Genomic DNA, 15,565 nt, shown 5'->3' with positions numbered 1-15,565 from the left:
TGCAACAGGCACCTTTGAGGTGCCTTTTTTGATTCTGCGGCGCCTGCGGGCACCGGCAACTTTGTAGCCTGATAACGGGGTAGTGCATGGCCGAAACAGGGCAATTCAACAAGCTGAAAGTGATACGTGAAGCCGACTTTGGCGTGTATCTGCAGGGGGGAGCTGAGGGGGGCATTTTATTGCCGCGTTCGGAAGTGCCTGAAGGAGCGCGCACGGGCGACAGCCTGCAGGTGTTTGTATACCTGGACTCGGACGATATGCCGGTGGCGACCCTGCGCCGCCCCCGTGTACAGGTTGGGCAATTTGCCAGCCTGAAGGTGGTGGATGTCAACAAGGTTGGGGCGTTTCTGGATTGGGGGCTGCCCAAGGATCTGTTTCTGCCCTTCAATGAGCAGGTCAGGCCGTTGCAGCCAGGCGATTACGTCACCGTGTTCGTCTATCTGGACAATACCGGCCGTATCGCGGCCACGGCCAAGCTCGAAAAACACCTGGAGTCCGGCGAGGACTATCGCCAGGGGCAGCTGGTCGAGCTGCTGGTGGTTCGACCCACCGAGATCGGCTACCAGGTGATTATCGACAACCGGGCCCTGGGGTTGCTGCACACGCAGGATATCCATCGCCCGGTGCGTCCGGGGCAGCGCCTGTCCGGGTTTATCAAGCAGGTGCGCGATGAAGACGGCAAGATCGACGTGATGCTGGAAAAGCCTGGCTATGGTCGCATCGACCCGCTGGCGCAGCAGGTGCTGAAATACCTGGAGACGCGCAACGGCTTCTGTCCGCTGGGGGACAAGAGTGATCCGGACGCCATTCGTGAAACCTTCGGGGTGAGCAAAAAGGCTTACAAGATGGCCATCGGTCAGCTGATGAAGGCCGGGCGCATTCGGCAGGACGCCGATGGGATTCATCTGCAGGACTGAGCCTGCCAGGGGTGGGGCAACACCGGCTTTGGCCGGGCTGCCCCTCGGGGAAATGCACGCTTACAGATGCTTGGCCAGCAGGCGATAGCTGTCCATCCGGTCGTGATGGCTGTGGGTGACTGTTACGGTTGATACCTCGTCACAGTAGAACTGATATGCCAGGCTTTCGATCTCCTGCCAGCACTGATCCGGTGTGCCCACGGTGTAGCCCTTGAGAATATGGTCATAGAAGGCCTGTTCGGAGGTGGACATGGCCTTGTAGCGATCCTGGACCTGCTCAGGCGTCAGAAAGTCTTCACGTTGTCCCATCTGGGCCGCCAGCTTGCGGTACACGGCCGTGCCGGCGCGTAGTTTGGCTTCTTCTTCCGTTTCCGCACAGATACAGGCGATGGCCAGCATCCTGTTCGGCTCGCCTGTATGTCCGGCCTTTTTCCACGCTTCCGCATAGCTGTCAAAGATGGCCGGGTTGCAGTTGTCCGGGTCGATAAAGCGTGCCAGGGCCAGGTTGTAGCCGAGGTGCCCGGCCAAGCCTGCACTGCCACCGCTGGAACCCAGCATCCACAGCTGCGGCTTGGGTGAGCTGTCCGGCAGTACCTTGATCGTGCTGTAGGGGCTGTCAGCCGGCAGGGTACCGTTGACGAAGCCTTCCAGCATCTGCGCCTGGTGCGCGTATAGGTCACCGTGGTGTGGTTCATGCGGGAACGCCAGCGCATGCGAGGTCAGCCCGGTACCACCCGGTGCACGTCCTACGCCCAGATCAATACGGTCCGGGTGCAGGGTGGCCATCATCTTGAAGCATTCAGCAACTTTCAGCGGGCTGTAGTGAGACAGCATGACACCGCCACTGCCGACGCGGATGCGCTCGGTGACGCTGGCAATGCTGGCGACCATGATTTCGGGGCAGGGGTTGGCGAAATGAACGCTATCGTGGTGCTCGGCCACCCAGAAGCGGTGGTAGCCCAGGCTGTCACATAGCTGTGCAAGTTCAACGGTAAGACGGGGGGCTTCAATCTTGGCGTGGGAGCCATGGACCGGTGACTGGTCGACAACAGACAGCTTGATGTTCATTCGGATCTCCTTTATTAACTTAATATATTAACTATATGTGCCTGTGGGTTCAATCCATGGCTAACCCGCTGTGACGTCGTGGAACCCTTGCCTTTGGCATGGGTCAGAAGCCAGACTAATTGTTTCATTCCAACGGGAGTAGCATATGTCGGGTTCCAATTGGGTACCGCCAAAGGTCTGGACCTGGGAGCAGCCCAGTGGCGGTCAATTTGCCAGTACCAACCGCCCGGTCGCAGGGGCTACGCACGAGCAGGTGTTGCCGAAGGGAGAACATCCGCTGCAGCTGTATTCGCTGGGGACGCCCAACGGTGTCAAGGTGACCATCATGCTGGAAGAGTTGCTGGCGCTGGGGCATTCAGATGCGGAATATGACGCCTGGCTGATTCGCATTGGCGAAGGTGACCAGTTCGGCAGCGGGTTTACCGAGATCAATCCCAACTCCAAGATTCCAGCGCTGCTGGATTGTAGCCAGACGCCGCCGCTGCCGGTGTTCGAGTCCGGTTCCATTTTGTTGTATCTGGCCGAAAAGTTTGGTGCCTTTCTGCCTCAGGGTGTGGCCGGCCGTACGGAGACGCTGAATTGGCTATTTTGGCAGATGGGCAGTGCGCCCTTCGTTGGGGGTGGCTTCGGGCATTTTTACGCCTATGCGCCCGACAAGCAGCAATATCCGATTGACCGTTATGCCATGGAAACCAAGCGTCAGTTGGATGTGCTGGACCGCTTGTTGGCCGAGCGTGAGTACGTGGCGGGTGATGCCTATACCATCGCGGATATGGCGATCTGGCCTTGGTATGGCGCGCTGGTGCTGGGCCGCCTGTATGATGCAGCCGAGTTCCTGCAGGTTGACACCTATACCCACGTACAGCGTTGGGCAAAAGCGATTGATGCGCGCCCGGCCGTGCAGCGTGGGCGACGCGTCAACCGCACCTGGGGGGATGAGTCCCAGCAGGTGCCGGAGCGTCATGGTGCGGATGACTTTCGTTGATTGACCCCTTGAGCGTGCTGCTCGCCCCTCACTTTGGCAGTGCCGGTCGAGCAGCAGTCAGGTCACTGAATCAGAACGTCACTTTGACCCCGACATAAGCCGAGCGCCCCATGCCGGGAACAGCAATGCCCCAGGGGATGCCATTCATCGACATGGTGCGTCCCTGGCCAGTATAAACGCCACCGGTGGGCAGGGCGTAGCCCCGGTCAAACAGATTTTCGATACCGAAGTCCAACCGTGTCTGTTGCCAGCTGTGACTGGCACGCAGGTTGATCAGGCTGTACCCGTCGGTCTGAAGCTCGTTGCGCACATCCGAGACGCTGTCCTTCTCATCCACCACGACCCATTCAACGGCGTTATCCCAGCCCGCTTGGCGATGTGTCAGGGTGAATCGGCCGTTCAAGGGCATGATGTTGTAAAGGTCATCACCGGTATCGCGGTTCTGGCCATTGGTGTAGTTGATCACGCCCTGCAGGCCCCAGTCGCCCCAGTCAGTGCTGGCCAGCGGCATTTGCATGGCCAAGTCGATGCCGTAGAGGCGGGCGTCTTGGTTGTCATATTGCAATACATTGAACTGATCGGCCTGCCAGCCAGGGCGCTGGACGGCGTCGATATAATCATTGACGTGCGTATAGAAGGGGGTCGCCGTGACAAACCAGCGGCGGTCCTGTGCATGCCAGTCAAAACGGGCAGAGGCGGTGTAGGCGACCTCGGGGTTCAGTTCGATGTCCCCCAGGTAGCCGTTGCCGTCGCCGACGAAGTTGTTCATGGTTGCCGCCATGGGCCAGCTTGACCAGGTATAGCGTTCGTACAGGTTGGGGGAACGTACCTTGCGTGCCAGGCCCAGCTCGATATCGAGGTTGTCGCTGTGGCGGTAACGGGCCAATGCGGTCAGATCGATATTATGGTCGGTCTGGCTGCGGTCGCTGGCATTGAACGCGGCGGTTTCAGCAGCCTGGCCTGCCATCATGCTGTAGCCGTGAACACGATCGGCGTCCATGTCGACACGCTCGTAGCGGATCCCCGTCAGTGTCAGCCACTGGTCGGTGTGGCGTGCTTCCAGCTCGGCAAACAAGGCAGTACGGTCACGCTGGCCGTTGTTTACGTTCTGGAAGGTGTTGGGTCCCATGCCGCCACCCGAAGCGGTCCAGTAGTCGTCCAGCCGGTAACGCTGATACTCGGCACCCAGGCGCAAGAGGTCATCCGTGCTCAAATCGATATCCGCTTTCAGTGAGAGGCCGGTGTTGGCGCTTTCCGAATACATCGGCATGCCGGCAGCGCAGGTCTGGTCGCGGCCATCCACCATGAAGCCGATCGGGCTGCACGGGTTGCCGGGGCCCGACAGGGCGCCGTACCAGTAGCGCTTGTCGGCACCGAAGTCCATGTAGTGGTCAACGTCTTCATGGTAGGCGCGCGCTTTCAGCATGCCCCACTCCATGCGGCGGGTCCAGGCCAGGTTTGCCAAGGTTTGTTCATTGTCGAGCAGGTCCATGCGCTGGTTTGGATAGAGCTGCTCGGGCATGTCCTGAACGCTCAGGCGGCCCTCGAACAGGTCGTCCCCGTTTCTGAATGCCAGGCTCAGGCTGTGGTTCTGTGTTTCGTATGCCGTGGAGCCGACTTCATCGAGTGGCAATGTGTGGCCAGGTCGACCGGTTTCAGGCGAGGTTTTGAAATCGCTGCCAGCCGTATAATTATCGGCTTGGCTCCAGGCGCCGTCATAGCGGATGCTGAGGTTTTCAGAAGCATGGGTCGCCGAGACGTTGCCGCCCATAGCGTCATTGTTGCTGCGGTAGAATGCGCCCACTTCTCCCTTGTTTAGCCGGCCTTCGCCGTCTCGTGCAAACTCGGGCTCGGCTCGGTCAGCCACGACAGTACCGCCAATACTATCGCCTCCCACGCTGACAGGTGTAATGCCGGCAAATACCTTGAGCTGACCAATCTGGCTGGGCTCGATATAGGACAAGGGCGGATTCATGTGGTTGGGGCAGGCAGCAATCAAATCGGTGCCATCCACCTTGATGCGCAGGCGATCATCCGCCAGCCCACGAATGGAGGGCAGGCTTGAGACACCGCCGGCTCCGTTCAGGCTGACGCCGGGCACATCTCGCAATAGGCTGGCGCTGTCATTGGTCGCGGCGCGCAGCTGCTGCACGACGGCCGGTGTCACCTGGGCGGCATTTTCCAGCGGGGTGTCGGGCAGCGGCGCTTCCACAATCAGCGGTGTGTCCTGTGCGCTGGCACCTTGCGCCAGGGTGATGCAGGCAATAGCGGTCGACAGCCGACCCAATGTGAAAAGCGGTGTTCCTTGTGCGTTGTTCATCCAGGCTCCTGATTCGTCGCTGTAAACAGCGGCTACATGCTGTTAACGAAGGGGAGAGGTATGATAATAAACAGCGCCCGTGGACGGGATGAGACACAGTGTCGCGCGGCAAATTGTCGCAGTTGTTGAAAGCCGGCACGAGACCGGCGCATGTGTCAGTGTCGCAGTGCCAGGTAAGCGCCGGCCCCGGCCATGATGGAGCCGGCGCTGCGGTTGAGTCGTTGCACCGCGCGTTCCGACCGGAACAGGCTGCGAGCTCGGGCGGCAAAGGCTGCGATGGTCATCAGTGCGGCCATCAGGCTGAGCAGCGTCAGTACCGAAGCCAGAGCGATATCGGCATGGCTGAGCAGGCTCAGGTCCATGAAAGTCGGCAGGAAAGCGATATAGAACAGTATGACCTTGGGGTTAGACGCGGAAATCAGGAATCCCTGCAGGAAGCTGCCCAGCATGCCGGCGCGGCTGAAACGACTTGCGGCCATGGCATCTTCACTGACCGGCGCGGTCCACATCCGGTAGGCAAGGTAGAACAGGTAGGCGGCCCCGAGGATGCGGACGAGGGTAAACAGCTCCGACCAGTGGGTTGCAATGGCCGCTAGGCCCAGGCAGGCCGCGACCAGGTACAACAGGTCGCTGAGGATCATACCCAACGACAACGGGATACAACTGCTCGCGCCGCTGACCAGCGCACGAGCCAGAATGGCGAACACGCCGGGGCCGGGAGTAATGCCGAAGATGAATACGGCAATGAAAAAGGAAACAGCACTTTCAAAGGTCATGATGAGCTCGCGGGGGCATTGATGGAGACATTTTGCATACTGCGGTGGTGCCTGCCGGCTGCAGTTTGTAAAATTGCCTCAACCGAAACGAAATTTAGCCACATCGGGGTGCACAAGTTGCGCTTTCCGGGTGGCGTTGCAGAAGTGACTTTTTAATGGAAGTTCTCGACGAAATCAAAGCCTTCCTGGGTTCTGAAACACCGCAAGAGTGGCTGGACCTGGCGGCTCGCCCCGAAGCAATGCACATTTTGCTTACTGATCACGCCCATTGTGAAAAAAAAGCGGCCTCCACGGCGATGACGCTGATGTTTCGCTATGTGGATCGACCGGATCTGCTCAACAAGATGTCGCGCTTGGCGCGAGAGGAGTTGATTCACTTCGAACAGGTACTTGGTCTGATGGAGGCGCGTGGTCTGGCCTACGGTCACATGAGCCCGGCACGCTATGCCGGTGGCCTGCGCAAGGATGTGCGGACATCCGAGCCGGGGCGGTTGGTCGATGTGCTGATCATTGGTGCACTGATCGAAGCGCGTTCCTGCGAGCGTTTTGCGGCACTGGCACCCTCATTGGATGATGAGCTGGCTAAGTTCTATCGCTCGCTGCTGAAATCGGAAGGGCGCCATTATCAGGACTACCTGCATCTGGCGCGGGAATATGCTGGTGAGCCGATTGATGACCGTATCGAGCATTTTCGTGCGCTGGAGGCAGAGCTCATTCAGTCGGAAGATGACGAGTTCCGCTTCCACAGTGGCAAGCCTAGCGCGGTGCTGCTAGCGAATCCTGAAGCACTGGTGCCAGAGGCCCCTCGGTCGGTAGCTTGAACGCATACTGACGACAGCCGTCCTCATCCATTTCCAGATACCAACCGTGTGTATCCCAGTCACCCAGCACGATGCGGACACCGCCATCGGGTGATTGGTCCGTGTGCAGGCAAGGGCGATGGGTGTGGCCATGAATCATAAGCGTGGCACTTTCGTTCACCATGAGCTCGCTGACGGCGGCCGGCGTCACATCGGTGATATAGGCGGCCTTTTGGGCGCCTTGTTCCTGGCTGGCGGCGCGCAGCTGGCGGGCAATGGCCAGGCGCTCTTCCACGGGCTTGTCAAGAAAGTCGCATTGCCAGCCAGGGTCGCGGACCTGCCGGCGAAAGGCCTGGTAATCAACATCATCCAGGCACAGCTGGTCGCCATGCAACAGCAGCGTCTTGCCGTGAATGGTGGTTAGGTGATGCAGCTCTGGCAGTAACCGTGCGCCAATACGCTCAGCGAAAGCCTGGCCTAGCAGGAAGTCGCGGTTGCCGTGTTGAAAGAACAGGCTGACACCGGCGGCACTCAAGGCGGCCAGTTGGTCATAGAGCGGCTGCAGATAGTCTGGTGCGGCATCGTCACCAATCCAAGCCTCAAAGATATCACCCAGCAGATACAATTCGTCGGCACCTGCGGCTTTTTCATGCAGAAAAACGGCAAACGCCCGGATGATCTCCGGGCGTTCGTGATCGAGGTGCAGATCTGCAACAAAAAGACGTTGCATTAGCCCTCCGGCTGCTCGATGCGGGCGGATTCGATGATGATGTCTTCAACCGGTACATCCTGATGGCCTGCACGCATGGTGGTGCTGACTTTCTTGATCTTGTTGACCACGTCCATGCCTTCAACGACCTTACCGAATACGGCGTAACCCCAGCCTTCGGTGCTCTTGGTCGTGTGGTCCAGGAAGGTATTGTCAGAGACGTTGATGAAGAACTGTGCAGAGGCCGAGTGTGGATCCATGGTGCGCGCCATGGCCAGGGTGCCCGCCTGGTTGGACAGCCCGTTGTCGGCTTCGTTCTGGATCGGTTCACGCGTTTCCTTGGGGATCATGCCTGGTTCGAAACCGCCGCCCTGGATCATGAAGCCATCAATGACGCGGTGGAAAATCACGCCGTCATAAAAGCCATCACGAACATACTGTTCAAAGTTGGCAGCGGTGGCAGGTGCCTTTTCGTGGTCCAGTTCAATGGTGATTGCGCCGACGTTTGTTTGCAGGATGATCATTTCCAGTTCCCTGTTTCTCTTATGTGTGGGCCCATTATACTCAAGTATTAAGTTGCTGCATCCATCGGCGCAGCTGAAATTGTTTTCATGCCTGTGCCGGGTGCGTGTCGCGTGCATCTGCGGTTATAATGCACGCCATAGATTCCGGCATAGCGGCCGGCCTTTTTCAGCTTCGACAAGATATGGATATGACCAACAACGACAGCACCAAGCCGAACAACTTTATCCACCAGATTATTGAAGATGATCTTGCCAAGGGCCTGAACGATGGCCAGGTGGTAACCCGTTTCCCGCCTGAACCCAATGGCTATCTGCACATTGGTCATGCCAAATCGATCTGCCTGAATTTCGGCACGGCTCTGCGTTTCAACGGCCAGTGTAACCTGCGCTTTGATGACACCAACCCGGAAAAGGAAAACCAGGAGTACATCGACTCCATCATTGAAGATGTGCGCTGGCTGGGCTTTGAGTGGAACGGTGATATCCGTTACAGCTCCGACTACTTTGATCAGCTTTACACTTGGGCCGTGCACCTGATCAAAGAGGGCAAAGCCTACGTCGATAGCCTGAGTGCACACGAAATGCGCGAGTTCCGTGGCACCCTGACCTTGCCGGGCAAGAACAGCCCCTACCGCGAGCGCAGTGTCGAGGAAAACCTCGAACTGTTCGAAAAGATGCGTGACGGTGCCTTTGATGAAGGCGAGTGCGTGCTACGTGCCAAGATCGATATGGCGGCGCCGAACATGAATCTGCGTGATCCGGTGATCTACCGTGTGCGCAAAGCGCACCATCACCAGACCGGCGACAAGTGGTGTATTTACCCGTCCTATGACTTTACCCACGGTCAGTCCGATGCACTGGAAGGGATTACGCATTCCATCTGTACGCTGGAATTCGAAGACCACCGCCCGCTGTACGAGTGGTTCATCGAAAATCTGCCGGTGCCGGCCAAACCGCGTCAGTACGAATTTGCACGCCTGAACCTGAACTACACCGTGACCAGCAAGCGCAAGCTGAAGCTGCTGGTGGACGAAGGTCATGTGGACGGCTGGAATGACCCTCGTATGCCAACCATCTCGGGCATGCGCCGTCGCGGTTTTACCCCGGCGTCCATCCGCAATTTCTGCGACATGATCGGCGTGACCCGCTCCAACGGTACCGTTGACATGGGAATGCTGGAATCCGCCATCCGTGATGATCTCGACGCCAATGCGCCGCGCGCCATGTGTGTGGTGGACCCGATCAAGGTGACCATCTCCAACTATGCCGAAGGCGAAGAAGAGTGGTTTGAACTGCCGGCACATCCGAAGGATGAGTCCATGGGGCTGCGCAAGGTGCCCTTTACGCGTAATTTGCTGATCGAGCGTGAAGACTTCGCCGAAGAAAAACCGCGCAAATGGAAGCGGATGGCGCCGGGCGATGCGGTGCGCCTGCGTGGAGCCTACGTGGTGCGTTGTGACGAAGTGATCAAGAACGAGCAGGGTGATGTCGTGGAGCTGGTGTGCAGCTATGATGCGGACACCAAGGGCCAGAACCCGACCGATTACAAGCCTAACGGCGTGATCCACTGGGTATCGGCGGATAACTCTGTGCCGTGCGAAGTGCGCCTGTATGATCGCCTGTTTACCGAAGCCAACCCGGATGGTGATAAGGAGCGCGATTTCCACGAGTTTCTCAACCCCGAATCGCTGCAGGTGATGACCGAGGCGCGCGCCGAGATTGGGCTCAAGCACGCTGTTTCGGAAAGCCGTTTCCAGTTCGAGCGCACCGGTTACTTCTGTGTTGACCCGGATTCGACCGAATCGCGTCTCGTGTTCAACCGCACGGTTACCCTGCGTGACTCCTGGGCCAAGATCAAGGGCAAGTAAGACGTGCGTGCCGGAGTGAGTTGTGCCCGCCTGCTGGCAATGCTTTTGTTGCTGGTAGGTGGGTGTGCCTCCTCTCCGGCCAGTGTGCCCGGTGCCGATTTGCGCGTACAGCGGTTGGGCTTGATCGACGACGTTGTCAACGAAACATCCGGTTTAGCTGAATATGGCGGCTATGTCTGGACCCACAATGACAGCGGCGGCGGTGCCCGGGTATATGCCCTGGACCCGGATACGGCGTCCTTGCGCGCGACCTACACGCTTCAGGATGCGCTCAATATCGACTGGGAGGAGCTGGCGCAGGATGATCGGCACCTCCACGTGTTGGATTGTGGTGACAACCTTGGCTATCGGCGCTGGCGGCAGGTGTATTCCGTAGGCTGGCAGGATCTGGATGCGGCAGGCGGCACTTCGGTGCCGTCGATGCTGACCGAGTTCCGGTTCGCGGATGCGCGTCCTACCCAGGGGGCTTACAAGCACGACAACGACTGCGAAGCGGCCGCGATGGTGGAAGGCCGGCTCTGGATCTTCAGCAAAAACTGGATCGATCAGGCCACCCGGCTGTATCGCGTGTCGCTTGATGGCGGTCGTCATGCCCTGATCGCCGAGGCCGAATTTGCCGTTGGCGGGCAGATCACGGCTGCTGATTATGACCCGGTGCGTGCTGAACTGGCGTTGCTGGGCTATATTCGCAAGCGCTTCAGTTCGTCGGCTTTCCTGTGGCGCATCCCGGTCAGCGACGGCGAGCCTCAGTGGTCTGACGCAAGGCGTCAGTCCATTCTGTCGGTGGGACAATGGGAAGCGATTCGCTGGCGCTCGAATGGTGTGCTGCTCACGCGAGAAAGCAGCCTGCTGGGTAGCAGTGAGCTGGGATTTATTCCCTTGCCCTGATGGCAACCCCTTGAAGTCCAGACAGATTCCTGTGAAGTTATAACATCCTTGCACCCATTGGATGGGTGTTTACCTTTATCAATGTTCGGCAGACCCTAATGCTTCATATCTACAATACACTGACCAACAGCAAAACGATTTTTACCCCGATCGAACCCGGCAAAATCCGCATGTATGTTTGCGGCGTTACCGTTTATGACTACTGTCACATCGGTCATGCCCGTGTCATGGTGGCGTTTGATGTGATCACCCGTTACCTGCGTGCGCGGGGCTGGGATGTCGATTACGTGCGCAACATCACCGATGTAGACGACAAGATTATTCGCCGGGCGGCTGAAAACAACGAAGGTGTTGACCAGCTGACCGAGCGCATGATTGCGGCCATGCATGAAGATGAGGATCGCCTGAGTGTGCTGCGCCCGGACCAGGAGCCGCGTGCTACGGCGCACATCGATGACATCATCGAAATGATTCAGACCCTGATCGACAAGGGCTACGCTTACGCGGCCGAAAATGGTGATGTCTATTACCGTGTCGAAAAATTCGAGAGCTATGGTCGCCTGACCAACAAGGTGATTGAAGATCTGCGTTCCGGTGCCCGTGTGGAAGTGGAGGAGGCCAAGGAAAGCCCGCTCGATTTTGTGCTCTGGAAAGCGGCTAAGCCCGGTGAGGTCAGCTGGGATACACCCTGGGGGCAGGGTCGTCCGGGTTGGCACATCGAATGCTCGGCCATGTCCAAGTGCTGCCTGGGCGACACTTTCGATATTCATGGCGGCGGTCCTGATCTGCCGTTCCCGCACCACGAAAATGAGATCGCCCAGTCTGAGGCGGCCAATGGCTGCGCCTATGCACACTACTGGATGCATGCCGGTCCGGTACGTATGGGGGCGGAAAAGATGTCCAAGTCACTGGGCAACTTCTTTACCATTCGTGAGGTGCTGAAGCATTACAACCCGGAAGTAGTGCGCTATTTCCTGTCTGCGGTGCACTATCGCAGTTATATCGATTACTCCGAAGACAGTCTCAAGGAAGCCCAGAGTGCGCTGGAGCGTTTCTATCAGGCACTGGCATCGGTTGATGCCGCTGATACTGCCACAGGGCTCGAAAATGGCTTTGAGGCTCGGTTCTACGAGGCGATGGATGATGACTTCAACACACCGCGCGCGTTGGCAGTGTTGTTCGAGCTGGTATCCGAACTGAACAAGGCCGTGCGCGAAGGCAGCGATGATGCGCCGCTGCTGGCGGCACAGCTGAAGCAGCTGGGCGGCATGATCGGGTTGCTGCAGCAGGATCCCAAGGCGTTTCTGCAGGGGAGTGCCGGCGAGGGTGATCTGGCAGCCGAAGAGATCGAGGCACTGATCGACCAGCGTAACCAGGCACGCAAGGATCGCGACTTTGCCGAAGCCGATCGCGTCCGTGACCTGCTGGCTGCAAACGGCATTGTGCTCAAGGACAGTCGTGAAGGCACCAGCTGGTACCGCGAACAGTAAAACTCCAGGACGCCATCACCCGATGGCGTCTGTTTTTATGACTTCTCTGTCATGCGGCCCCGCCCATGCAGTGCCCGGGCGGGGCCGCAACACGCATGGATCATGACGGGGCGCTACTCGACTCTAGTGCTTGTTCCAGGCTGTTTCGCGCTTCGGTCACATCACTCATCAAACACACAAAGTGCGTAATCTGGTTGTGCTCGTCATGCAGGGCGTGAATATCGGTTTGCTGGATATACAATCGGCCGTCTCGTGTACGGTTGATGATGTCGCCGCTCCAGTGGCCGCGCTCCTGAAGACTTGACCAAAGTTCAAAGAAAAACGCACTGTCGTGTTGCCCAGAATTGAGCAGGTCCGGCGTGCGACCCTGAACATTGGCTTCTATATAGCCTGTCATAGCCTGAAAGGCAGGGTTGACCAGTTCAATAGCGCCATGCGCGTCGGTTACCATGATGGCGTCACTGCTGTTGTAGGCAATCACCCTGGCAATGCGCGCTTCTAGTCGTTGACGCTTTTCGGTGCTGATGTCACGGAACATCACCTGAACAGCTTTTTGGCCCTTATAGTTGATAATGGAGCTGGAGACTTCGGCGGTAAAGGCCTGGCCATTGATGCGTACCAGCTTTTGCTCGGTTGGTTCCAGTTGTGCGCCCTGATGCAGGGCATGGCGACGGCGCTGAAAAGCCTTCTGGCTGTCGGGGTGTACCAGCTCGCTTACCGGTCGGTTGATCAGTTCCTGCGGTGATGTGCAGCCCATCAGGCGGGCGGCATTGGGGTTGGCCATTTCAACGCAGCCATCAACATGTACAACGATGGCCTCGGGGGATTGTACAAAGAGGGTACGGTAACGCTGATACATCTCCTCGGCACGTGAGGCCATGCGTCGACTCACCTGCAGCGCCTGGTGTCGTGCAATGATGTAGAACATCAGCATCAGTGTCAGCATCAACGTGATGGAAATACCCGATATCAGTGTGGCCGAGTCATGTTGGCGGGTCAGCATCAAGCTGGTGTCAGGGTCCAGGTTTGCAAACCTGAGTTGAATTGACTGGCCGGCAATCGTCAGTTCCGAGGTCTGCATCAGCTCCGCGTCGGGAGGGGAGTGCTGAGGGTGAGTATCGTAGCTGGCTTGCTGCAGAGACTCACGTGGGTCAATGACTTGAATGCGCAACGGCGCTTGCAGGTTGTCCAGGCTTGATTGTACGAGTGTGCCCATACTGAAGCCGATGGTGACAACGCCGAGGAAGCGATCCTGCGGTCGTGTTTGGTCAATGACCGGCAGCAGCTGCAGGTAATCCAGTGAGTGGATATCGGTCGGCAGCAGTGACAGTGGTCGACTCAGTACGGGTTGGTGGCTACGGATAGCCGCAGTTGCCGCTTCACGCCGTTTGGTCTCGCTCATCAAGTCATAGCCACGCATGCGGCCTTCGATGCTGGCGGGCACCAGATGCATGACCACAAGGCTGGGTTGGTTGGCAGGCGGTGGTGGGAATATATTGAAAGCGCTGTCGTTACCCTGGTTGATGGATGCTGTGAAACGGTCCCGGTTTTGTGCATCCAAGTAGCGTGTAAAGGAGAGACCGACCAGGCTGAAATTGGCCAGATCAATATCAAAACTTTCAAACATTTGATGCCAGCGCTTGTTCAGTGCGTCGGGAGGCAGGTCTGCATTGTTCAGCACGAGTCCGCGTCCGGCCGACATCAATAGCGTGAATCGATCCAGTTTTTCTTGAATTACCTGTGTCGTCTGTTGTGTCAGGGTTTGAAAGCGGTCTTGAGCACGGGCGCGTTCCTGTTCGGCTGTTGTGCTGGCCAAATGGAAGCTGATGATCAACCCTGTGATAAGGGTCAGGGTTGCGAAAAAGGGGCTATGCCGCATGCGTGTATCCGGCAGGCCTTCATCGTTGATAGGCTGTAAATCCTGTTCGGCGTGCATCCTGCGTCATCCTGCAACTTCGAGGATAGTCTCAGGGCCAGTCATTCCATATTGCCTGGCCCGTTCAAGGCCCGGCCCTCATGAGTTGAGTGCCGGGCAGGGTGTTACGGGTTCAGCTTGATGGAAGCTTCCAGTGTGTTTTCCATCAGGCTGGCAACAGTCATTGGGCCAACACCGCCGGGTACCGGTGTGATCCAGCCGGCACGCTCGGCCGCCGGTTCGAATTCAACGTCGCCTACCAGACGACCACTGTCAAGGCGATTGATACCGACATCAATCACGATGGCGCCGGGTTTGATCCACTCGCCTTTGACCAGGCCGGGGATACCGACACCCACAATCACGATATCGGCTCGACGCACGTGGAATTCCAGGTCGCGCGTAAAGCGGTGAGTGGTGGTCGTGGTGCAGCCGGCCAGTAGCAGCTCCAGTGTCATCGGGCGGCCGACAATGTTGGATGCGCCCACGATGACGGCTTCTTGTCCGTGCAGATCAACGCCGGTGGATTCAAGCAAAGTCATGACGCCTTTGGGGGTACAGGGGCGCAGTACCGGTATGCGTTGTGCCAGGCGGCCCAGGTTGAAGGCGTGAAAACCGTCTACATCCTTATCCGGGCGAATCTGCTCGAGAACTTCGGTTGCATCCAGGTGGGCGGGCAGGGGGAGCTGCACCAAAATGCCGTCAACCTCGTTATCATTGTTAAGGCTGTTGATCAGGGTCAGCAGTTCTTCGCGTGAGGTTTCAGCAGGCAAGTCAAATGCCTTGGAGGTAATGCCGACTTCGGCGCAGGCATTCTTTTTGTTACGGACATATACCTGAGAAGCTGGGTCGCTACCGACCAGGACTACCGCGAGGCTGGGGGCGCGTTTGCCTTCCGCCAGTCGGGCATCAATGCCGGCGCGAACTGTCTGCCGAACGTCTGAAGCAATCTGCTTGCCATCAATGATCTGGGCGCTCATGAGTGAGGTCTTTTCCTTTGAGTGCTGTGTGTAGATGAAAAAGAATAGGGCGATTTTCTCATCTTTACTGCTTGGCCGCCAATGGACTTTTATCGCGTTTTTGGTTACAGGGCGTTGTTTCTTTTAAAAATTTTTCAAAAAGGTGTTGACGCTCCCAGAGAGGATGACTAATATACGCAGCTCCTCGACACGGGGTGTCACCCAAGGCGAGGCGGCGTGTTAAGCGCTCGTAGCTCAACCGGATAGAGCAACGGCCTTCTAAGCCGTAGGTTGCAGGTTCGAGTCCTGCCGGGCGTGCCAGCCCGTCTAGGTTGAGTAATAGAGG

General features: G+C 57.8%; 13 protein-coding genes and 1 tRNA gene. 7 read left to right on the top strand and 7 right to left on the bottom strand.

Going from position 1 to position 15,565, the window contains the following annotated elements:
• Window positions 1-86 precede the first annotated feature (86 nt).
• Complete coding sequence (locus tag KTN04_RS02005; RefSeq protein ID WP_217333538.1) at window positions 87-917, top strand: CvfB family protein; 831 nt, start codon at window positions 87-89, stop codon at window positions 915-917.
• Window positions 918-977: 60 nt separating this feature from the next.
• Here KTN04_RS02005 and KTN04_RS02000 read toward each other — a convergent pair whose 3' ends face one another.
• On the bottom strand, window positions 978-1,985 hold the full coding sequence (locus KTN04_RS02000) for an MsnO8 family LLM class oxidoreductase (protein WP_217333537.1): 1,008 nt from the start codon (window positions 1,983-1,985) through the stop codon (window positions 978-980).
• Between the two features lie 145 nt (window positions 1,986-2,130).
• On the opposite strand from KTN04_RS02000, the gene yghU reads away from it, so the two are divergent.
• A complete protein-coding gene (gene yghU / locus KTN04_RS01995; RefSeq protein ID WP_217333536.1) occupies window positions 2,131-2,970 on the top strand; it encodes a glutathione-dependent disulfide-bond oxidoreductase in 840 nt (279 codons plus the stop codon).
• A 70-nt stretch (window positions 2,971-3,040) separates the two neighbouring features.
• Here the strand turns inward: yghU and KTN04_RS01990 are convergent, their stop codons facing one another.
• On the bottom strand, window positions 3,041-5,290 hold the full coding sequence (locus KTN04_RS01990; protein WP_217333535.1) for a TonB-dependent receptor: 2,250 nt from the start codon (window positions 5,288-5,290) through the stop codon (window positions 3,041-3,043).
• A gap of 155 nt (window positions 5,291-5,445) precedes the next feature.
• A complete protein-coding gene (locus KTN04_RS01985) occupies window positions 5,446-6,066 on the bottom strand; it encodes a LysE family translocator (protein WP_217333534.1) in 621 nt (206 codons plus the stop codon).
• 155 nt (window positions 6,067-6,221) lie between these two features.
• Here KTN04_RS01985 and miaE point away from each other — a divergent pair, with 155 nt between their 5' ends.
• The gene (gene miaE / locus KTN04_RS01980; protein WP_217333533.1) at window positions 6,222-6,887 is read left to right on the top strand and encodes a tRNA-(ms[2]io[6]A)-hydroxylase; all 666 of its coding nucleotides are present in this window, start codon (window positions 6,222-6,224) and stop codon (window positions 6,885-6,887) included.
• On the opposite strand, the gene KTN04_RS01975 is transcribed toward miaE, so the two are convergent.
• On the bottom strand, window positions 6,823-7,596 hold the full coding sequence (locus KTN04_RS01975; RefSeq protein WP_217333532.1) for a UDP-2,3-diacylglucosamine diphosphatase: 774 nt from the start codon (window positions 7,594-7,596) through the stop codon (window positions 6,823-6,825). The two genes, miaE and KTN04_RS01975, sit on opposite strands and share 65 nt — an antisense overlap.
• Complete coding sequence (locus KTN04_RS01970) at window positions 7,596-8,099, bottom strand: peptidylprolyl isomerase (RefSeq protein ID WP_217333531.1); 504 nt, start codon at window positions 8,097-8,099, stop codon at window positions 7,596-7,598. Before KTN04_RS01970 ends, KTN04_RS01975 begins: the two co-directional genes overlap by 1 nt.
• Window positions 8,100-8,287: 188 nt before the next feature.
• On the opposite strand from KTN04_RS01970, the gene KTN04_RS01965 reads away from it, so the two are divergent.
• The 3 genes from KTN04_RS01965 to cysS all read left to right on the top strand — a co-directional run bounded on the left by KTN04_RS01965 (window position 8,288) and on the right by cysS (window position 12,345).
• Window positions 8,288-9,967, top strand: a complete 1,680-nt coding sequence (locus KTN04_RS01965; RefSeq protein ID WP_217333530.1) for a glutamine--tRNA ligase/YqeY domain fusion protein — start codon at window positions 8,288-8,290, stop codon at window positions 9,965-9,967.
• A 3-nt stretch (window positions 9,968-9,970) separates the two neighbouring features.
• Window positions 9,971-10,855: a hypothetical protein gene (locus KTN04_RS01960; protein ID WP_217333529.1), complete on the top strand. Its 885-nt coding sequence runs from the start codon at window positions 9,971-9,973 to the stop codon at window positions 10,853-10,855.
• A gap of 98 nt (window positions 10,856-10,953) precedes the next feature.
• Window positions 10,954-12,345, top strand: a complete 1,392-nt coding sequence (gene cysS / locus KTN04_RS01955; RefSeq protein ID WP_217333528.1) for a cysteine--tRNA ligase — start codon at window positions 10,954-10,956, stop codon at window positions 12,343-12,345.
• A gap of 100 nt (window positions 12,346-12,445) precedes the next feature.
• Here the strand turns inward: cysS and KTN04_RS01950 are convergent, their stop codons facing one another.
• Both KTN04_RS01950 and folD read right to left on the bottom strand, forming a co-directional pair.
• Complete coding sequence (locus KTN04_RS01950; RefSeq protein ID WP_217333527.1) at window positions 12,446-14,281, bottom strand: CHASE domain-containing protein; 1,836 nt, start codon at window positions 14,279-14,281, stop codon at window positions 12,446-12,448.
• A gap of 104 nt (window positions 14,282-14,385) precedes the next feature.
• Window positions 14,386-15,240, bottom strand: coding sequence for a bifunctional methylenetetrahydrofolate dehydrogenase/methenyltetrahydrofolate cyclohydrolase FolD (gene folD / locus KTN04_RS01945; protein ID WP_217333526.1), 855 nt, complete (start codon window positions 15,238-15,240; stop codon window positions 14,386-14,388).
• Between the two features lie 223 nt (window positions 15,241-15,463).
• Here folD and KTN04_RS01940 point away from each other — a divergent pair.
• Window positions 15,464-15,540 (top strand) — tRNA-Arg (locus KTN04_RS01940).
• The last annotated feature ends 25 nt before the right edge of the window (window positions 15,541-15,565 follow it).

This window comes from Marinobacterium weihaiense (assembly GCF_019061305.1).
Lineage (GTDB): Bacteria > Pseudomonadota > Gammaproteobacteria > Pseudomonadales > Balneatricaceae > Marinobacterium > Marinobacterium weihaiense.
The sequence above is the reverse complement of the archived record's forward strand: the minus strand, read 5'-3'. Positions and strand labels throughout refer to the sequence as shown.